The 20,772-nt window shown below is 37.6% G+C and carries 19 protein-coding genes; 15 read left to right on the top strand and 4 right to left on the bottom strand.

What is annotated here, in order from left to right; all coding sequences use genetic code 11:
• Nucleotides 1–42: 42 nt before the first annotated feature.
• From truB to C7B89_RS03595, 6 genes are all read left to right on the top strand, one after another.
• On the top strand, nucleotides 43–954 hold the full coding sequence (gene truB / locus C7B89_RS03620; RefSeq protein ID WP_004225000.1) for a tRNA pseudouridine(55) synthase TruB: 912 nt from the start codon (nucleotides 43–45) through the stop codon (nucleotides 952–954).
• Nucleotides 955–966: 12 nt separating this feature from the next.
• Entirely contained in the window at nucleotides 967–1,914 is a 948-nt protein-coding gene (gene ribF / locus C7B89_RS03615) for a riboflavin biosynthesis protein RibF (RefSeq protein WP_004224996.1), read from the top strand.
• 174 nt (nucleotides 1,915–2,088) lie between these two features.
• On the top strand, nucleotides 2,089–2,358 hold the full coding sequence (rpsO, locus tag C7B89_RS03610; RefSeq protein WP_004224992.1) for a 30S ribosomal protein S15: 270 nt from the start codon (nucleotides 2,089–2,091) through the stop codon (nucleotides 2,356–2,358).
• Between the two features lie 440 nt (nucleotides 2,359–2,798).
• Nucleotides 2,799–3,317, top strand: a complete 519-nt coding sequence (locus tag C7B89_RS03605; protein WP_115673181.1) for a DoxX family protein — start codon at nucleotides 2,799–2,801, stop codon at nucleotides 3,315–3,317.
• Nucleotides 3,318–3,940: 623 nt separating this feature from the next.
• Entirely contained in the window at nucleotides 3,941–6,055 is a 2,115-nt protein-coding gene (gene pnp, locus C7B89_RS03600) for a polyribonucleotide nucleotidyltransferase (protein ID WP_048391556.1), read from the top strand.
• An 89-nt stretch (nucleotides 6,056–6,144) separates the two neighbouring features.
• Nucleotides 6,145–7,368, top strand: a complete 1,224-nt coding sequence (locus C7B89_RS03595; RefSeq protein WP_048391554.1) for a M16 family metallopeptidase — start codon at nucleotides 6,145–6,147, stop codon at nucleotides 7,366–7,368.
• A gap of 347 nt (nucleotides 7,369–7,715) precedes the next feature.
• Here the strand turns inward: C7B89_RS03595 and C7B89_RS03590 are convergent, their stop codons facing one another.
• From C7B89_RS03590 to C7B89_RS03575, 4 genes are read right to left on the bottom strand one after another with little or no spacing between them, the layout of a single operon-like run.
• Nucleotides 7,716–8,330, bottom strand: coding sequence for an ABC-2 transporter permease (locus C7B89_RS03590; RefSeq protein ID WP_115673180.1), 615 nt, complete (start codon nucleotides 8,328–8,330; stop codon nucleotides 7,716–7,718).
• 10 nt (nucleotides 8,331–8,340) lie between these two features.
• Nucleotides 8,341–8,967: an ABC-2 transporter permease gene (locus C7B89_RS03585; protein WP_048391550.1), complete on the bottom strand. Its 627-nt coding sequence runs from the start codon at nucleotides 8,965–8,967 to the stop codon at nucleotides 8,341–8,343.
• A gap of 2 nt (nucleotides 8,968–8,969) precedes the next feature.
• On the bottom strand, nucleotides 8,970–9,812 hold the full coding sequence (locus C7B89_RS03580; RefSeq protein WP_004224974.1) for an ABC transporter ATP-binding protein: 843 nt from the start codon (nucleotides 9,810–9,812) through the stop codon (nucleotides 8,970–8,972).
• A gap of 1 nt (nucleotide 9,813) precedes the next feature.
• Nucleotides 9,814–10,191: a GntR family transcriptional regulator gene (locus tag C7B89_RS03575; RefSeq protein WP_048391548.1), complete on the bottom strand. Its 378-nt coding sequence runs from the start codon at nucleotides 10,189–10,191 to the stop codon at nucleotides 9,814–9,816.
• A gap of 142 nt (nucleotides 10,192–10,333) precedes the next feature.
• Here C7B89_RS03575 and C7B89_RS03570 point away from each other — a divergent pair, with 142 nt between their 5' ends.
• The 9 genes from C7B89_RS03570 (at nucleotide 10,334) to C7B89_RS03525 (ending at nucleotide 20,461) form a co-directional block, all read left to right on the top strand.
• The gene (locus tag C7B89_RS03570; protein ID WP_004224966.1) at nucleotides 10,334–10,597 is read left to right on the top strand and encodes a YlmC/YmxH family sporulation protein; all 264 of its coding nucleotides are present in this window, start codon (nucleotides 10,334–10,336) and stop codon (nucleotides 10,595–10,597) included.
• Nucleotides 10,598–10,606: 9 nt separating this feature from the next.
• The gene (locus C7B89_RS03565) at nucleotides 10,607–11,386 is read left to right on the top strand and encodes an NAD(P)-dependent oxidoreductase (protein ID WP_004224963.1); all 780 of its coding nucleotides are present in this window, start codon (nucleotides 10,607–10,609) and stop codon (nucleotides 11,384–11,386) included.
• Nucleotides 11,380–11,970: a dipicolinate synthase subunit B gene (locus tag C7B89_RS03560; RefSeq protein WP_004224962.1), complete on the top strand. Its 591-nt coding sequence runs from the start codon at nucleotides 11,380–11,382 to the stop codon at nucleotides 11,968–11,970. The genes C7B89_RS03565 and C7B89_RS03560 overlap by 7 nt, the downstream gene beginning before the upstream one ends.
• Nucleotides 11,971–12,052: 82 nt before the next feature.
• Nucleotides 12,053–13,090, top strand: coding sequence for an aspartate-semialdehyde dehydrogenase (locus C7B89_RS03555; RefSeq protein ID WP_048391546.1), 1,038 nt, complete (start codon nucleotides 12,053–12,055; stop codon nucleotides 13,088–13,090).
• A gap of 13 nt (nucleotides 13,091–13,103) precedes the next feature.
• The gene (gene dapA, locus C7B89_RS03550; protein WP_048391545.1) at nucleotides 13,104–14,003 is read left to right on the top strand and encodes a 4-hydroxy-tetrahydrodipicolinate synthase; all 900 of its coding nucleotides are present in this window, start codon (nucleotides 13,104–13,106) and stop codon (nucleotides 14,001–14,003) included.
• 277 nt (nucleotides 14,004–14,280) lie between these two features.
• Nucleotides 14,281–15,948, top strand: coding sequence for a ribonuclease J (locus tag C7B89_RS03540; RefSeq protein WP_048391543.1), 1,668 nt, complete (start codon nucleotides 14,281–14,283; stop codon nucleotides 15,946–15,948).
• A 154-nt stretch (nucleotides 15,949–16,102) separates the two neighbouring features.
• Nucleotides 16,103–18,394 (top strand): FtsK/SpoIIIE family DNA translocase, encoded by a 2,292-nt coding sequence (locus tag C7B89_RS03535; RefSeq protein ID WP_115673178.1) that lies wholly within the window; start codon nucleotides 16,103–16,105, stop codon nucleotides 18,392–18,394.
• Between the two features lie 199 nt (nucleotides 18,395–18,593).
• Nucleotides 18,594–19,322, top strand: coding sequence for a GntR family transcriptional regulator (locus tag C7B89_RS03530; RefSeq protein ID WP_036080379.1), 729 nt, complete (start codon nucleotides 18,594–18,596; stop codon nucleotides 19,320–19,322).
• A gap of 53 nt (nucleotides 19,323–19,375) precedes the next feature.
• Nucleotides 19,376–20,461: a BMP family lipoprotein gene (locus C7B89_RS03525; RefSeq protein ID WP_048391537.1), complete on the top strand. Its 1,086-nt coding sequence runs from the start codon at nucleotides 19,376–19,378 to the stop codon at nucleotides 20,459–20,461.
• Nucleotides 20,462–20,772: the final 311 nt, after the last annotated feature.

Raw genomic sequence — 20,772 nt, 5'->3', positions numbered from 1 at the left:
TGAATAAATAAATGATAGAGTAAGCAGTTTGGGAGGAGCTATATGAACGGTATTTTACCGCTTTGGAAAGAAAGAGGCATGACAAGCCATGATTGTGTCTTTAAATTACGCAAAATTTTGCGGACAAAAAAAGTTGGGCATACAGGTACACTGGATCCAGGTGTTGAGGGCGTACTACCAATTTGTATTGGCCAAGCAACTCGAATAGCAGAATATTTAACTGACGCAGGGAAAACCTATGAAGCAATCATTTCAATCGGTCGTACCACGACAACCGAGGATGCAGAAGGTGAAACCGTTGAAGAAGATCTTACGATAAAAAAATTTTCTCGTGAGCAGTTGTTAGAGGTTTTAGCTTCATTGACTGGAGTTATTGAACAAACACCACCCATGTTTTCAGCAGTAAAAGTTAATGGGAAGCGCCTCTATGAATATGCGCGAAAAGGTGAAAGTGTTGAAAGACCAACTCGCCAAGTAACAATTTATAATTTAGAGCTACTTGATGAGCTAGCACATTATGAGGGACAAGAAATCACATTTCCAGTACGTATCGCTTGTAGTAAAGGGACATATATTCGAACACTAGCTGTGCAAATTGGTGAGGCTCTTGGCTATCCAGCACATATGAAGGAGCTTGTACGTACTGCTTCTGGTACTTTTACACAGGATAATTGTTTTACGTTAGCACAGGTTGCTGAGCTAATGGAGACTGAGCAAGTAGCTTCCTGCATTTTACCTGTCGAGTATGCATTAGCAGACTATCCATATATTGAAATTACGAATGCCAATGAAAAAGAAATTTTCAATGGACAAGTGCTTCCAGCAGATGCATTATTAAATAGTCATGATAAAATTGTGTATGGAATCAATGGAAAGGCAGTTGCGGTTTATCAAGCTCACCCAACAAAGGATGGTTTGATGAAGCCACATAAGATGTTTCCGACGATAGAGTAGGAGGATTTTTCAATGGAGGTCATTCATTTAAAATACCCACATCAATTACAGCAACGAGAAAGCATGCAGCCGTATTCATTAGCTCTTGGCTTTTTCGATGGTGTACATAGAGGGCATCAAGCAGTTATCAAGGCAGCTAAGGAAGAGGGCAACAAGCGACAAATTCCAACTGCAGTGATGACATTCGATCCACATCCTTCATTAGTCCTTGGTGGACGTAACGAAAAGGTTTTTTATATTACACTCTTACAACAGAAATTACAGCTGTTTGAAGAACAGGGTGTGGATACGGTATTCGTTGTCCACTTCACTTCAGATTTTGCCAAACTTTCACCAGCGGCATTTATTGATACATTTATCCGTGGATTAAATATTCAGCATGTGACAGCTGGCTTCGATTATTCGTTTGGAGCATTTGGTAAGGGAACAATGGAAGATATGCGTTTATTAAGTAATGGTGATTATGGCGTTACAATTGTTGAGAAGAAAACAGATGATGTTGAGAAAATCAGCTCTACCCGTATACGCAAGCTATTACAAGAAGGCGATATGGAAGAAGCAACAGTTTTATTAGGGAGACCGTTTGAAATCAATGGGATTGTTGTCCATGGTGATAAACGTGGTCGTACTATTGGTTTCCCTACTGCAAATGTCCAAGCATTAGAAGGAACGTTTATTCCAGCTAGTGGTGTTTATGCTGTTCGTCTGCTTGTACAAAATAACTGGTATGATGGTGTTTGCAACGTGGGCTATAAGCCAACTTTCAAAGATCCAAATGATAAGCAATTATCGATTGAAGTCCATATTTTAAACTTTGATAAAAATATCTACGGTGAAGAAGTACATGTGGCATGGTATAAACGTATACGAAGTGAACGGAAATTCGATGGTATTGAGGCCTTGAAAACACAAATTGAAAAGGATAAACAAGAAGCAATACGTTACTTTAACCAGCTATAAGAAGTACTTCATTACTGTAGTCACATTAGCCAAGTCGACGTTTTACTTGCTTGACTATGTGATTTATGGTAATATTCATAAGTGCATAAATGCTTAACCTTAGCTCGGTATATCGATGACTCCAACGTTTACTGTGCTAATGGGGATTAATTATAATTTAGGAGGTCCATACAAATGGCTATTACAAAAGAACGTAAAAACGAAATTATCGCTGAGTACCGTACTCACGAAAGTGACACTGGTTCACCAGAAGTACAAGTTGCAGTATTAACAGAGGAAATCAATGCTCTAAATACTCACTTACGTACTCACAAAAAAGATTTCCACTCTGAGCGTGGTCTTCTTAAAATGGTAGGTCGTCGTCGTCACTTATTAAAATACCTTCGTGAAACAGACGTACAACGTTACCGTGAATTAATCAACCGTTTAGGCTTACGTCGCTAATTAATAGCAAAAGTAATCCTATATTAGACTGTAGACAAACTGATGTTTGTCTACAGTCTTTTTTTGAGATAATCTTGTTAATTTTGTTCAACAATAAGCCATAACTTTTTTACACTACGATGAACGATAGATAAAAATGATTTGATACTTGATAAAAGGGTGATATATTCTAATCACATTTCACAGCCCATTTATAGTCATTGCGTTCATCATTTGCAAGTGTAATTGAAGTAGATAAATTGAAGGCTAGATTGCTATTATATTTCATGAAATACAATCCAGCAAATTATAGGATAGAGGCTCAAAATTGGTACATAAGCGTCAATCATACAATCTAAATGCTATCATTGAATACTAGTAAACGATGGCTATGGGTTAGAAAACTTTCTATGTTAATAGTTGGTGAAATGTAAACTAAATCATTTAGAAGGGTGAGTAGGATGTTTAACCAATTATTAAGAGAGAATAATATTGTTGCAAGTATTTTAACAGTTATTCGTGTTTATTTAGGCTGGCATTGGCTTACAGCAGGTTGGGGAAAATTGTTTAATGGCTTTGATGCATCTGGCTTTTTAGCCAATGCTATTGCAAATCCAGTGACAAGTGGAGAAGAGCTCGCCTACCCACTGTATGTAAAGTTTATTGAATCATTTGCTTTGCCAAATGCTGAGCTAATTAATATTCTTGTGCCTTGGGGAGAATTTTTAGTAGGGCTAGGATTAATTCTGGGGTGCTTAACGACATATGCTGCATTTTTTGGTATGGTCATGAATTTTGCCTTCCTAATGGCAGGTACTATATCTAGCAATCCTTGGGATATTTTACTTGCAATCTTTATAGCCGTTGCTGGTTATAATGCTGGGAAATTCGGGCTTGACCGCTTCATTATGCCAATCATAGGTGAAAAGATGGCGAGAAATAAGAAAAAAGAAGTTGTTCAACCTGTTAAAATTACATAATAAACTTTTTACATATCTTATATTAGGAGACTACTCATTAGTCTGAATATACCCCGCCCATTATATGGGTGGGGTATTTAAGTTGTTGAAAAAAGAAATGTCACTAGCAGAAAAGCCCTTTTTGCAAGGTGAGGGGGTGACTTCCGTTTCACTGGGCGTCCGATGATCCAGTTTTACTCACTTACGCAACTTTCACAAAAATTCTATTGATGGTTTTACTTTTCAACACTATGTAAATCCCGACTATTATTTGCCTGACTTACTAACTTTCCTAGATGATCCAACTTTCTTTTACCTTATAGGATGTTGTATGATAAGCTCCATGTTATAATAAGTCTATTGTTTAAACTTGTATTTGAAAAACTAATGTTAGCGAAGCAGTTATTTCCATTTACATACATTACTTTTCGTCAAGAAGGAATCAATATAGAAAAAACCATATACCAAAAATGCTTTTTCAATAAAATAATGAAATAAATCTTAAATAAATTGGCAATAACTGAATTTAAATGTATGATTATTTCATGAAATATTATTTAGCATAGAACAAGCATTTTTGGTACACTTACTATTAGTACATACAGACGAAGTAAGTGTTTTTATAATAGAGAGGGGTTCATTGAATGAACGAAAAGAAAGTCTATTCCTATGAATGGGCTGGCCGTCCACTTGTAATTGAAGTAGGACAGTTAGCAAAACAAGCAAACGGAGCCGCATTAGTACGCTATGGCGATACTTCTGTACTTGCTACAGCAACAATGTCAAAATCACCTAAACCACTTGATTTCTTCCCATTAACAGTAAACTATGAAGAGCGTCTATATGCTGCAGGTAAAATTCCTGGCGGCTTTATTAAGCGTGAAGGACGTCCATCTGAAAAGGCGATTTTAGCAAGCCGTTTAATCGACCGTCCGATTCGTCCGATGTTCCCGGATGGTTTCCGTAATGAAGTACAAGTTATTTCTATGGTTATGTCAAATGATCCTGACTGTACATCTGAAATGGCAGCAATGGTTGGTTCATCATTAGCATTAGCGATCTCTGATATTCCATTTGATGGGCCAATAGCAGGTGTACAAGTTGGTTATATTGATGGAGAATTCATTGTAAACCCGACAGTAGAGCAATCGAATCGCTCAACAATTCATTTGTCTGTAGCAGGGAACAAAGATGCTATCAATATGGTTGAAGCGGGAGCACTTGAAGTACCAGAGGAAATCATGTTAGAAGCGATTATGTTCGGTCATGAAGAAATCAAAAAAATCATTGCTTTCCAAGAGCAAATTGTGGCAGAGGTTGGTAAAGAAAAGTTACCAGTGACACTATTTGAAATTGACGAAGCAATTCAAGCCGATATAAAAGCAGCTTGTGAGACTGATATGCATGACGCAATTCAAACGGCAGAGAAACATGCTCGTGATGAGGCAATTCAAGCTGTTAAAGAGCGAGTTATCGCTTCCTATGAAGAGCAAGAAGCAGATGACGAAACAATGAAACAAGTGTACACAATTCTTGACAAGATGGTAAAAGAAGAAGTACGCCGTCAAATCACGGAAGATAAGATTCGTCCAGATGGTCGTAAGCTCGACGAAATCCGACCACTTTCTTCTGAAACAGGCTTATTACAACGTACACATGGTTCAGGTCTGTTTACACGTGGACAAACACAAGCACTTTCTATTTGTACATTAGGTGCGCTTGGTGATGTACAAATTATTGACGGTTTGGGTGTGGAAGAGTCAAAACGCTTTATGCACCATTATAACTTCCCACAATTTTCTGTAGGGGAAACGGGTCCAATTCGTGGGCCAGGTCGTCGTGAAATTGGTCATGGTGCGTTAGGTGAGCGTGCACTTGAAGCAGTCATTCCTGATGAGTCGGTCTTCCCTTATACAATTCGTTGTGTATCAGAAGTACTTGAATCAAACGGATCAACTTCTCAAGCTTCTATTTGTGCGTCTACATTAGCCATGATGGATGCAGGTGTCCCATTAAAAGCACCAGTTGCAGGTATTGCAATGGGCCTTATTAAAAAAGGTGAACATTATTCTATTTTAACGGATATTCAAGGAATGGAAGACCATTTAGGCGATATGGACTTTAAAGTGGCTGGTACAGCTAAAGGTGTAACAGCTCTACAAATGGACATTAAAATTGATGGTTTATCTCGCAATATTTTAGAAGAAGCACTGACACAAGCAAAAGTTGGACGTATGCATATTCTTGAATCAATGCTTGCTACACTGCCAGAGCCACGTAAACAATTATCTGCGTTTGCACCAAAAATTGTTATTGTAAAAATTAATCCTGATAAAATTCGTGATGTAATTGGACCAGGTGGTAAACAAATTAATAAAATTATTGAAGAAACGGGCGTTAAGATTGATACAGAGCAAGATGGTACAATCTATATTTCTTCTGCTGATGAAGCAATGAATGCACGTGCAAAACAAATTATTGAAGATATCGTACGTGAAGCAAAAGTAGGGGAATACTACTTATCAACAGTGAAACGTATTGAAAAATTCGGCGCCTTTTGCGAAATCTTCCCAGGGAAAGATGGCTTGCTTCACATTTCTGAAATTCAAGAGGAACGAACAAAGCAAGTGGAGGACGTCTTAAAACTTGGCGATCAATTACTTGTGAAAGTGATTGAAATCGACAAGCAAGGTCGTGTGAATTTATCTCGCAAAGTAGTAATTCAAGAGGAAAAAGAGCGCGCTGAACAAGAAAAATAATATTGATTAAAAGGCTGCGTAAATTGCGCAGCCTTTTTCGATAGTAGCAAGAAGAAAAGTAGAGGATTTTTATAATTGGGGGAGATAGTTTGGTTCAAGTACATACATGTCAGAATGGTGTTCGAATTGTATCAGAGCAAATTGATCATGTAAGATCAGTGGCATTAGGTATCTTTGTGAATGCTGGCTCTCGCTATGAGCTACCTGAAGAGAATGGTATCACACATTTTATTGAGCATATGTTGTTTAAAGGCACAACAACTCGTTCAGCTCGTCAAATTGCTGAAGAATTTGATCGAATCGGAGGAGAGCTAAATGCCTTCACATCGAAAGAAAATACATGTTACTATGCTAAAGTTTTAGATCATCATGCGGAGCTTGCGGTCACAATACTAGCAGATATGTTTTTCAATTCTACCTTTGCGGAAGAAGAATTAGAAAAAGAGCGACAAGTAGTATTAGAAGAAATTTTAATGAGCGAAGATGCTCCTGATGATGACGTTCATGAGAAGCTGTGGGGTGTCATGTATCCGAATGATGCACTCGGTCGTCCAATACTAGGTACGGCTGCTACATTAAAGACATTTACAGCAGATGCTATACGAAAATATATGGATAAACATTATGGGCCAGAGTCCGTTGTTATTTCTATTGCAGGTAATATTTCATCTCAGCTTATGCAAACGATTGAAGATTTATTTGGTCACTATCAACCTTCACCGCATGCTATTGCGCCTGTCCTGACAAATCCTTCATTTTATCCAGGGGAAATTACAAAAATACGCGATACAGAGCAGGCACATGTCGCGATTTCCTATCCAGCAATTGGTGTAAAAGATCCAGATATGTATAGCTTTATTGCGCTTAACAATATAATTGGAGGCAATATGAGTTCTCGATTGTTTCAGGAAGTACGAGAAGAACGTGGGCTAGCCTATTCTATTTTCTCCTATCAATCGTGTTATGCAGATGTAGGTGCTTTTACGATTTATGGTAGTACTAGTCGACAGCAATTAGCACAGCTTCAGCACACGATTGATGCCACTTTATTAGATATTGTAGCGGGTGGTGTGACAGAGGAGGAGCTTGATAATGCGAAAGAGCAGCTTAAAGGAAGCTTTGTCCTTGGATTAGAAGGGACGGGAGCTCGTATGAATCGAAATGGAACAAGTGAACTTGTTCATCGCAAGCATCGAACAGTAGACGAGGTTCTTAAATCGATAGATGCCGTATCGATGGAGTCAGTGGATCGGCTGATTGCTAAAATTTTAAAAGCAGAGCCAGCTATCTCAATCATAGGTCCTAGCGAATAAAGATATTTTAATAAGATAGCATTTGTTCAAGCTATTATTAGATAGGAGATTGGCATTTATTTTCAATGTGGATAAGTGACAACAGCCCTCCATAAAATGAGTAGTGAAAACCTTTACCCAAAAGGTAACACTTTATTAAACTGGCGAGGAAGGTACTTGATTCCCGGGGATAGCGAGACATGTCACCCTCTCTAAATGGAGAGGTAGCGAAGGAAGCCGCTCTGCATATGCTCATAGGAAAGCAAGTAGCCTGCAATGAAATCCATTTCCTTTTAATTGACTGTTTTGCTATTCAACACAATTAAAAATAGGCTGCCAAATAAGGCAGCCTATTTTTTGATGAATGTTTAGCAAATTTCCTTTGCCAAATATAAATAAAGACATTTGTGAAACACAAGAAAAGTGATGAGGATACTAACCAGTGTTGGTATGAATAAGATAATTAAATTTGCAGCTACTAGTGATAAATAATAATGAATAACAAAATTTAGCAGAATGATAAGCACAATAGCTGTAAGCATTCTAACCGTTCGCATTCTCTCTGTTTCATCAAGATGCTGAATATAAAATTGACTACAGATGAGGAAAGAGGCGCTACTTATATAAGCAAAGTACATAGCAAGATGCTCGATAAAATTTTCAGATGCATCAGGTTGTGAGAAATACATAGGCGCAAGGATAATAAAGAGCAATGCAATAAGACCATAGCAAAATAAAAAATCGGATTGCAATTGTGTTTTCTTTGATAGAGGTAGCGTATTGACATACATTGTCCACTTTACTTGACGGTCGCCTCTATATAAATTATCTACGATGTTGGCTGAAATAACGACAACAAATAATCCGATAGAAGGACTATCTACAAAAGGTAAATGTACAAAATGAAGAAGTAAACATATCGTCATTGTAAAAAGAATAGTCCATTTTTGTACGACAATTCTTTGTAACAACAGTGCTCGCATGAGATCCCTCCTAAAACTCTTTTCTTTTATAAATAGCAGTAGAAACTAGAGAGGAGAGGCAGAGCAGTATTAGCCCGCCCAAAGGTGCTAAATAGACATATTGCTTTAAATATAGAAACGTTTGAGTCATATCAGGGATATATTCTTTAAACATCCCCGTTAAGAAGCCAGGAATAAAACAAAACGCAATGAGGACTATTCTTCCTTTAATAGAGCCAAATTTAATATAGATAGGTAGTAATACGGCTAATAAACAGAGCGCCGATGTTATGATCAAATTAAACGTTAGGAAAAATTCTGAAGTGATGTCGTTATTGGTAAAAAAATTGATAAAAAATAGGATAGGTAATGCCATAACAAGTCCGAAAATCATTAACATCACACTGAGTATATATTTACTAAAAACGATATCCGCTTTAGAAATTGGTAAAGTATTAGCGTATTTATCCCACTTACTTTGTTCATCGTAGCTAAGCGCAGTTATCGCTTGTATCGTAACAATAAAAACAATAACAGCTAGAAGCATTGCGCTTTGCTGCATAAAAATCGCCATCACAAGAAGAAATATAAGAACAAATGCTTGTGCTTTCATTTGTCGTTGAATGGTCATTAAATCTTTTAGGATAAGTCCTACCATATTTAAACACTACCTTTCACGAAAAATAGCATGATATCTTCTATAGAAGGCCTTTCAAGTCTGAAAGCCTCATTTACTTCATTTTTCAGAACTAATGCTTCTATTCCAAACGCACCAGGACGGGTTCTTAGAATAGCATGCTCTGGCAAGTCGTTTACTTCCTCACTGTTACCTTTGAAAATACCATATTCATATAATAGAGCATCTTTACTCTCGCTCAATAAAATCTCACCATTATGAATTAACGTAATATAGTCAGCAATTTTTTCTAAATCGCTTGTAATATGCGATGAAAATAAAATGCTGTGCGTTTCATCCTGCATAAATGCTAAAAATAAATCCAGAATTTCATCCCGAATAATAGGGTCTAATCCACTTGTTGGCTCATCTAAAATCAATAATTTTGGATGATGTGCCAATGCTAAGGCAATTGATAGCTTCATCCTCATTCCTCGTGATAGTTCCTTTATCTTCTTCCTCTTTGGCACCTTAAATTGAGCTAATCTTTCAAAATAATAGTCTGAATCCCATGTTTGAAATACTTTTCTCATGATTTTGTCGAGTTGCGTCGCATTTAGCGTTTCTGGTACATGTAAATCGTCAAATACAACGCCGATGTCGTTTTTTATCGATAGTTCGTGTTCGACATGATCTTTGCCAAATAGCAAAATTTCGCCATATTCTTTTTTTATTAAATTCAGCATGCATTTTATCGTTGTTGATTTGCCAGCCCCGTTTTCTCCAACAAAACCCATTACCGTGCCTTGTGGGACGGAAAAACTTATATCTTTAAGAAAAAAGCCTTCAAAGCCCTTATGTAGATCATGAATTTCAATGGCATTCATATTACTTATCCTCCTCTAACATTAAAGATAGTAGTTCTTGTAATTCTTCACCAGAAAGTCCAGCGGTTTTCGCTATTTTTGCTGCCTTTTGCAAATGCCCCTCTACCTGCCGTAATAGCTCCTCACGTAGAAAGTCTTGATTTCGTTCTGTGACAAAGCTCCCTTTACCAGCGACAGTTTCAATGAAACCATCTCGCTCTAAATCAGCATAGGCACGTTTAGTGGTCATCACACTTATTTTTAAATCCTTTGCTAAAGCGCGGATAGACGGTAGTGCATCACCAGCCTGTAATTTATTAGCTAAAATAGCCTCTTTGAGCTGTATGGTGATTTGCTCATAAATAGGTTTTTCACTCGCATTACTTAAATGGATATGCACAAATCATCACCTCTTATAACTGTATATATACACTATATACAGAAGGCGATGGAAATGCAACATATTCGTACTTTAGGTAGGGGTCACGATTTGCAAAAAGTCCGCATATATTGAGGTAACGGCTCAAGGAGGGAGATGAGGCATGCTACTATCTGAGATGGTGGATAAGGAGTTAATTCAAATTGAGGGTGGCGTACATTTTGGCATCCTGGCACATACAGAATGCCTATTAGATGTGCAAACAGGGAAAATACATGGTTTTGAAATTGTGAAAGATAAACTACCATTCCAAAAAAAGAAAATGAAAGTTAGTGAAATGATACCTTGGCACGAAATTATTTTAATTGGTGAAGATCGTATTTTATTTAATAAGACATCTACAGTACAGTCAGAATATTTACAGTGAGGTGAGCTTTTGGAAAACGAAAAATGGCTTGTTATCGGTGAGGACTCCCGATTAAAGGAACTAGCTACAATGCTAAGAAGTCCATCGAGAACAGTATTTTATAAAAGAACAACCGTATGGAACGAAGAGTTAAATAAACTTGTTTTAGAATTCCAACCTAATAAAATCGTATTACCTATTCTTCCATTAAAAATAGAAGTTGAGCAGCTCTATGGTATATCACAAGTGAAATTTTATACAGGTCGATTAACAATGCATTGGAAGCAATTACTAGAGAAAAATGAATCTATTTGCTATTTACAACAAGAATCATTTATTTGGCAAAATGCTCGATTAACAGCGGAGGGATTTATCGCCACGTTTTACGGACTCGAGCAAAAATGTATTTACGGACAAAATTTCACAATCGCAGGTTTTGGTCGCATCGCAAAAATGCTCGCCTCTTTACTAGTTAAGATGGGTGCAAATGTTCATATTGTTGCACGTTCAGTTGTACAAGTGAGTGAAGCAAAAGCTTATGGTTATAAAGCCACGAATTTAGATGATCGCCAATGGTCTATTACAGATGGCATTTTTATTAATACAATTCCTGCTAAATGGATTACAGAGTCTTTTATAGAGCATGTTCCAACTGTTTTATATGACTTGGCTTCAGAGCCAGGATGTTTAGATATAGATTCTGATCAATTACAAACGTATGTACTATTGCCATCATTGCCTGGGAAATACTTTGCACATGATGCAGCTACAATATTGTGCAAGGCAATAGAGGAGGAAGAAAATTGTTAACGGGGAAACGAATTGGCTTAGGTATTACTGCTTCTCATTGTACGTATGAAGATGTAGTACCTAAAATCCAAAATTTTATTGATGTCGGAGCAACAGTTATTCCAATCATTACCCATTCCGTTTTACATGCAGCTACACGCTTTGGTACAGGTGAAGAGTGGATTGCCAAAATAGAAGCTTTGACAGGAGAAAAAGTTATTTCTTCTATAAAAGAGGCGGAGCCATTTGGCCCATCCAATCCATTAGATGCAATGGTCATAGCCCCCATGACAGGCAATAGCATAAGTAAATTTGCTAATGCGGCAACAGATAGTCCTGTGTTAATGGCAGCAAAGGCAACTTTGCGTAATGGTTCGCCTGTAGTTTTAGGTATTTCCACAAACGATGCACTAGGCTTAAATGGCATAAATATTATGAAGCTGTTAAATGCTAAAAATATATATTTTATTCCCTTTGGTCAGGATGCCCCTCACTCCAAACCAAATTCTTTAATTGCTGATTTTGAACAAATGGTGGATACTGTTCATGCAGCAATTACGCAGAAAAAGCAATTACAACCGCTGTTGATACAATATTTCAAATAAATAAGAGATTACACACAATTTTCAGTATTTTTGTGATACAATAGCACACATTATGGAACATGTATTCAAGGAGAGATGACAGATGACAAAGCAGTTAACAGTTGCGGTTGTTGGGGCAACAGGTGCAGTAGGATCGAAAATGATGGAGCAGTTGATTAAACGTAAATTTCCGATTGGACATATTAAATTTCTAGCTTCTGCTCGTTCAGCAGGAAAATCAATCGAATTTAATGGGGAAACATATACAATTGAAGAAGCGACACCTGAGGCTTTCGAAGGCGTCAATGTCGCTTTATTCTCAGCTGGTGGTTCAGTATCAGCTGTGCTTGCACCAGAAGCAGCTAAGCGGGGTGCAGTAGTTATTGATAATACGAGCCATTTTCGTATGGATCCAGAGGTACCGCTTGTCGTGCCTGAAGTGAATCGAGGCGACTTAGCGAAGCATAAGGGAATTATTGCGAATCCAAACTGCTCGACAATTCAAATGGTAGCTGCGCTTGAACCAATTCGTCATGCATTTGGTTTAACAAAAGTAATTGTTTCAACTTATCAGGCAGTATCAGGTGCAGGGATTTCTGCGATCCAAGAATTAAAGGCACAAAGCGAAAACTGGGATGCAGGTAAAGATGTAGAAGCAAATATTTTACCATCTGGTAGTGATAAACGTCATTACCCAATTGCTCGTAATGTCATTCCACAAATCGATAAATTCACAGATAATGGATTTACATACGAAGAAATGAAAATGATTAATGAGACGAAAAAAATCATGCATGCACCAGAGCTAAAAGTAGCTGCTACTTGTGTTCGTGTGCCGGTCGTTTCAGGTCACTCTGAATCTGTTTATATTGAGGTAGAGAAAGACGCGTCAATCCAAGAGATTTTCGAAGTATTACGCAACGCACCAGGTGTGGTATTACAAGATGATATTGCAACACAAACTTACCCAATGCCTATTTATGCAGAAGGGGAAGACGCTACTTTTGTAGGACGTATCCGTCAAGATTTAGACAACAGCAAAGGGTTCCATCTATGGATCGTTTCTGACAATTTATTAAAAGGCGCCGCATTAAACTCTATCCAAATTGCAGAAGCAATGCTTGAGGATAACTTACTATAAGAGGGGTGTAAGGATGAATTTAGGTCGAATTGGAACGGCAATGATTACGCCGTTCAAAAATGATGGCACGATTAATTATCCAGAACTAGAACGTATTATTAATCATTTAATAGACAATGGTACTGATTGTATTGTTGCTTGTGGTACGACTTCTGAAAACCCAACTATGTCTACAGAAGAGAAAATTGAAGTTGTACGCTTTACCGTAGAGAAAGTAGCAGGTCGCGTACCAGTTATTGCAGGTACTGGGGATAATGAAACAGCTTACTCTATCGCGATGACACATAAGGCAGAAGAAAATGGAGCAGACGGCATTATGCTTGTAGCTCCTTACTATAATAAGCCAAATCAACGTGGGATTTATGCTCACTTTGAAACCATTGCTAAACAAACGAGTCTCCCTGTTATGCTTTATAATGTTCCAGGGCGTACTGGGGTCAATGTTGCCTATGAAACTTCTGTTGCATTAAGCAAGATTCCTAATATTGCTTGGATTAAGGAAGCTAGCGGTAACTTAGATCAGATGGGTGATGTTATTGAGAATGTTGATCCAGCTGATGATTTCTTAGTGTATAGTGGGGACGATGGTTTAACACTCCCACTAATGGCCATTGGTGGAGCAGGTGTTATTTCTGTAGCTGCCCATGTGGTAGGCAATGATATGCAATTAATGATTAAAGCGTTTGAAGAAGGAAATCATAAGCTAGCAGCCCAAATTCACCGAGCCTTATTACCTTTAGTACGTGCGCTGTTCGCTCAGCCCAACCCTTCACCGATTAAATATGCGATGACAAAATTAGGATTTGATACACTCAATGTTCGTTTGCCGATGATGGAAATGACAGATGAAGAGAAAGCTAATTTTGACCGAATTTGGGATACGTATCAAGAAAAAGCGAAAAGTTTTAGATAAATAGGAGCGAGGCTGATAGCATTTCAGCCTCGTTTTTTATATTTTATAAATAAAAAGTATGTACAAAATTTGTAACTCCTCGTCCTTACAAATACTTATTTAGCTCTATTTATACAGGATAGCCAATATTTATTTTCCATCTGCTAGTAATAAGCAAATAGCAGGAAAATCTATTTCCAAAGTGAAACATGTATTTTTAATTTGTGCAAAAGCTTTGCAAACCGTATAATAAATGTTAAGTGGTTGCTGTTCGGGATATTTTTTAGGAGGAAATAAATTGACAAAAAAGAAAAATGAATTAATCCGCATCATCCCTCTTGGTGGTGTAGGCGAAATTGGGAAAGCCATGTACGTAGTAGAAATTGATGAAGAGCTATTTGTGGTGGATAGCGGCTTAATGTTCCCAGAAGATGAAATGCTAGGTATAGATATCGTGATTCCTGACATTACTTACTTAGAAGAAAATAAAGAACGTGTGAAAGGTATTTTCTTAACACATGGTCATGAAGATGCAATTGGCTCTATTGCCTATGTATTACAAAAAATAAAGGCACCTGTGTACGGATCGAAATTAACTATTGCATTAGCAAAGGAACATTTAAAAGAATTACCTGCACCACATCAAGTGAAGTTTTTTGAAGTAACAAACCGTAGTCGTATGAATTTTAACTCAACGTATGTAACATTCTTCCACACAACACATAGTATTCCCGATTCGTTAGGGGTAGTGTTCCATACATCTGAAGGCGCGATTGTTCATACAGGAGAGTTTAAATTCGATCAGTCAGCGACAGGTAAATTTAAACCTGATTTAGCAAAAATGGCACAGCTAGGAGAAGACGGCGTTTTCATTTTACTATCTGAGTCTTGCGAAGCTGAGCGACCAGGATATACGACATCAGAGATTGTCATTGAAGAACAATTATCAAAAACATTCCACTCAGCACCAGGTCGTATTTTAGTAGCTGTTTACGCATCGAATTTTATTCGAATTCAACAAGTATTTGCTCAAGCACAGAAATCATTCCGTAAGGTTGTAATTGTGGGCAAACCTTTGGAAAAGGCAGTTGATTTAGGCGTACAGCTTGGTTATTTAACAGTCGAAGAAGATACAATTATTCCGATCTCGGAAATGCAAAAATATCAAGATGATGAAATTATCATTATTGCAACAGGCAACAGAGGAGAACCTCTCGATGCTTTAGAAAAAATTGTCCGTAAGCACCATCGTGACATTAAAATTAAACAAGGTGACACGGTACTAATCACCTTTACACCTTCTCCTGGCATGGAAGTTCAAATGGCGAATACAATGAACTCTATGTCAAAAGCAGGCGCTGAAATTTTGACTTCTAGCAAAAATGTCCATGTTTCAGGGCATGGTAGCCAAGAAGATTTAAAGCTGATGCTAAACTTGATGCAACCAAAGTACTTTATTCCCGTACAAGGAGAATACCGTATGCTAATTGCGCATTCTAAATTAGCACAACAGCTAGGTATGCAAAAATCCCAAATTTTTATCGCTGATAAAGGGGATATCGTAGAATATAAAAATAATAAAATGCGCATGAGTGGTCGTGTACAAGCTGGTAATGTCTTAATTGACGGTATTGGTGTAGGCGATGTAGGTAATATTGTCCTTCGTGACCGTAAATTATTATCGCAGGATGGTATTTTCATTGTGGTGGTAACATTAAATCGAGCACAAAAGAAAATTGCCTCTGGGCCAGAAATTTTATCACGAGGCTTTGTCTATGTACGAGAATCAGAGGAATTAATGATTGAGGCTTCTGACATTGCGAGAAATGTGATTGAAAAGTACGTTGGGAAAGAAACCTTTGAATGGACGAATATAAAACAAGAAATTAGAGATACACTGAATACGTATTTATTCCAAAAAACAAAACGTCGCCCAATGATTATTCCTATTATTATGGAATATTAATTGAACAAGCTCATCGTATATGCTTTGAGGAAAAAATAAATGATAAAGGATTTTCTCCCAATTGCGGTGGAAAATCCTTTTTTTGAAATATTCAAGTTCTACATGTGATGATTCGCTACATATATAGAATGGATTGCAGAAGAAGGTGAATTTGATGGCAGTTAGTAAGAGAAAAAAAGTTACTAAAAGTAAAGCGACAACAGAAAAAAAAGAAATGCATCCGCTTATGTACGAAATATTAGGGTTGCTCTTAATTGCATTAGCAGTCATTATGATTTTTGAATACGGCATGATCGGGCGGATTCTACAAACAATCGCCATGTTCCTTTTTGGTAATTTACATTTTGCTGTTCCATTTATGCTTATATTTGTTGCATTGTTAATGATGATTGGTCGTAAAAAAGTTGGGATAAAGGATCGATTAATACTTGGCATGTTCCTCATTGTTATGAGCTTAACGATTTTTAGTCATGGCATATTATTTGAACAACTATCCAAATCAGGTGGTCTACTATCTGATTCTGTGCTACGTGAATCATGGCGAATTTTGATTAATACAGATGGTATCATTCATCGTAGTAATGCTTTAGGGGGTGGCATGATTGGTGCCCTACTATTTAGTGGGCTTCATGTGCTGTTTGAAGCCTCGGGGGCAAAAGTTGTTGCTTGGGTTATTTTCTTTATTGGTTTAATTCTTGTCACTGGTAAAGCATTAGTGCCTTATTTAGCAGAAAAAACGCCAGATATATTTGGTAAATGGAAAAAAAAGCATCGTGATAAGAAAAAAAATACACCGAGAAAACCAAATAATCGTCGTTCAAGAGTAGAGAGTGGGGATGAAGTAGCAGCTGTTAATCAATCTATAGATATGCCTGAACAAGAAGAAGAAATACCACATGAACCGATTATTTCTGCTTTTACACAGAATGTTTCACAGGAAAGAGAAGTGATTGATACAACTCACATGGTGGAAAATGAACTTGAAGAAGCATCGGATGATGTCCAGATTCAGGGCACAGATGCAGTAGAAAATGCAGATTATCAGCTCCCATCATATAATTTATTACAATTACCTCCACAACATGATCAAAGTGGTGAATATTCAGTGATTCAGGCAAATGCCAAAAAGCTTGAGCAGACATTACAAAGTTTTGGCGTAAAGGCAAAGGTGACACAGGTGCATTTAGGTCCTGCTGTTACGAAATACGAGATTTTACCAGATATCGGTGTGAAAGTAAGCAAAATTGTCAATTTACAAGATGATCTTGCATTAGCATTGGCAGCTAAAGATATTCGTATGGAAGCGCCAATTCCTGGGAAATCTGCGATTGGTATAGAAGTACCTAATAGTGAGGTAGCCATTGTAACACTTCGTGAGGTATTAGAATCGAAAGATGGTGCTAAGCCTGAAGCATTATTACAAGTAGCATTTGGTCGAGATATTACAGGACAAGCTGTATTAGCAGAGCTCAATAAAATGCCACATTTACTTGTAGCTGGTTCTACAGGTAGTGGGAAAAGTGTTTGCATAAATGGCATTGTTGTATCCATACTAATGCGTACAAAACCGCATGAAGTGAAGCTCATGATGATAGACCCAAAAATGGTTGAATTAAACGTTTATAATGGGATTCCACATTTATTAGCGCCTGTCGTAACGGATGCCCGTAAAGCTTCGCAGGCACTGAAAAAAGTGGTATCTGAAATGGAACGTCGCTATGATTTGTTTTCTCATACAGGTACAAGAAATATTGAGGGCTATAATGCACATGTCCAAAAGGTTAATGATCAAACAGAGGAAAAGCATCCAAAGCTACCTTATATTGTGGTTATTGTAGATGAGTTGGCGGATTTGATGATGGTCGCATCAAGTGATGTAGAGGATTCGATTACACGTTTAGCGCAAATGGCAAGGGCAGCTGGCATTCATTTGATTATTGCCACACAACGACCAAGTGTAGATGTTTTAACAGGTGTCATTAAAGCAAATATTCCATCAAGAATTGCTTTTGCAGTTTCTTCCGCGATTGACTCAAGAACAATTTTAGACATGGGTGGAGCTGAACGATTATTAGGACGAGGCGATATGTTATTTTTACCTGCTGGAGCTTCTAAACCAAAAAGGGTGCAGGGTGCCTTTTTATCAGATCAAGAAGTGGAGGCAGTCGTTCATTTTGTTATAGAACAGCAAAAAGCTCAGTATCAGGAGGAGATGATTCCTACTGAAGAAGAGACCATTTTAGAGGAAACAGATGATTTGTATGATGAAGCAGTCCAATTAGTTGTCAATATGCAAACAGCATCTGTCTCTATGCTTCAACGTCGCTTCCGTATCGGTTATTCAAGAGCTGCACGTATTGTTGATCAGATGGAGCAACGCGGTATTGTTGGGCCTCCAGAGGGTAGTAAACCTCGTCAAGTACTTGTTCACCAATACGATAACTAAGCAAAAAATGAAGACGAAAATGGTGAGAGCATTTGTATTTTTGTCCAAAAATTTGCAGATAAAATAAAGAAAGAATGAATTCTATAACAGATTTTACTCAAAACTGTTTATTTCATTCTGCAAAAATGTTATATTTATGAACGATTAGTAGGAATGTTGTACATCAGATGTCTGATCTCTGATTTTGGTGGTGATATATGTGACTATTAAAGCAGATCATCGTCATCTCTATCTTCAAGTAATCGATCGTTTAAAATCTGACATCGAGGCTGGCATTTTTAAAGAAAATGAAAAGCTGCCTTCAGAATTTGAATTATCGAAATCACTAGGAGTCAGTCGAGCAACACTTAGAGAAGCACTTCGACTGTTGGAAGAGGAAAATGTGATTGTGCGCCGACATGGGGTTGGGACTTTTGTCAACCCGAAGCCGTTGTTTACATCAGGCATCGAGCATTTATCTAGTATTTCTTCTATGATCGAGGCAGCAGGTATGGAGCCAGGTTCGCGATTTTTAAAAGCGACTGAGCATGTGCCTTCTGAGGAAGATTTAAAACGCTTCCAAAGTGATGGCGACGATAAAATACTCACGATTGAACGTGTCAGAACAGCGGATGGTGAGCCAGTAGTATACTGCATAGACAGGCTACCTGCAAGCTTCCTGCCTACTGACTTTGTCGAAAAAAAAGAAGTTTCACTGTTCTCTGCACTTGAGCAATCTGGCAAAATTCATGTAGCTTATGCTGTAACCTATATTGATCCAGTTGGGTATCATGAACAAGCCTCACCGATTTTAAATTGTGGACGTGAGACAGCTCTTTTAGTGTTAAAGCAATTGCATTATGATGATCATGATCAAGTAGTGCTCTATTCAAAAAATTATTTCCGAGCTGATAAATTCAGCTTCCATGTAGTTCGTAAACGGGTGTAGAACATTTCTAAATTTTTTCCTGCTAATTACAATACCTTTGGGGGGTTAATTAAATGAAAAAACGTAAATTTGGTTTAGTATTAACATCAGTATTAGCGGCAAGTGCTATTTTAGGTGCTTGTGGTACGAAAGACGACGAAAAGCCAGCGAAAGAAAATGACAATGCTTCAGGTGGCGAAAGCACAGAAGAAGCTTTCTCAGTAGCGATGGTTACTGACGTAGGTGGCGTTGATGACAAATCATTCAACCAATCTGCATGGGAAGGTGTACAAGCTTACGGTAAAGAGCATGATTTATCAAAAGGTGATGGTGGTTTTGACTACCTACAATCAGCTTCAGATGCTGACTATGAAACAAACTTAAACAACTTAGTTCGTCGTGACTTTAACTTAGTATTTGGTATCGGATTCATGATGGCTGATGCAATTGATGCAGTTGCTTCTGAAAATCCAGATAACCACTTTGCATTAATCGATGCTGAAGTAGAAGCAGACAACGTAGTAAACGTACTGTTCAAAGAGCAAGAAGGTGCTTTCTTAGCAGGTGTTGCTGCAGCGAAAACATCTAAAACAGGTAAAATTGGCTTCGTAGGCGGCGTTGATATTCCAGTTATTAACCGTTTCCACGCTGGTTTCGTTGAAGGGGCTAAAGCAGTAAACCCAGATATCGATATTCAAGTAAAATATACTGGTGCCTTTGATAAAGCAGATCTTGGTAAAATTACAGCGAACAGCATGTATTCTTCAGGTGTAGATGTAATCTTCCACGCTGCTGGTGCAACTGGTAACGGTGTATTCTCTGAAGCAAAAGAGCGTAAAGCGAAAGATCCAAATGCTGATGTATGGGTTATCGGTGTAGATGCTGACCAATACGAAGAAGGTAAAGTAGACGATAAAACAAACGTTACATTAACTTCTATGTTAAAAGGTGTTAATACAGCAGTAGTAGATATTTCAAATAGAGCGAAAAATGGTGATTTCCCAGGTGGAGAAACACTTGTTTACGGTTTAGCTGAAGACGGCGTTAAACTTGCGGATTCTCGCGGTGCGATTCCAGAAGATGTACAAAAAGTAATCGACGAATATAAAGAAAAAATTGCTAAGGGTGAAATCAAAGTTCCAGAAAAAGTGGAAAAATAATTCATCTTTTGATCATCATAAGGGACTCTTAGAAGGACCTTATGATGATTTTTCAATCTATCGTTATATTTAGATTATTCGCAATACTCTATTTAACTAGATTTATAGAAACCTTATAGAGGTAGTAATTATGATTTGAATAATGATGGTAACAAGTTAATAGAAGAAAGGTTTCTAACGATGACCTTTCCTGTATTAATTTAGCAAAACATCTACCTCTATAGGTGGGATATTAAATCGGTAATAAAATATAGCCTCTAGTAGAAAATTTATTACTGGACGTATGGCTTATCTGTACCATCCATCATGTA

It is taken from the genome of Lysinibacillus capsici, assembly GCF_003367505.1.
Lineage (GTDB): Bacteria > Bacillota > Bacilli > Bacillales_A > Planococcaceae > Lysinibacillus > Lysinibacillus capsici.
This window is presented reverse-complemented; position numbering and strand designations above follow the sequence as displayed.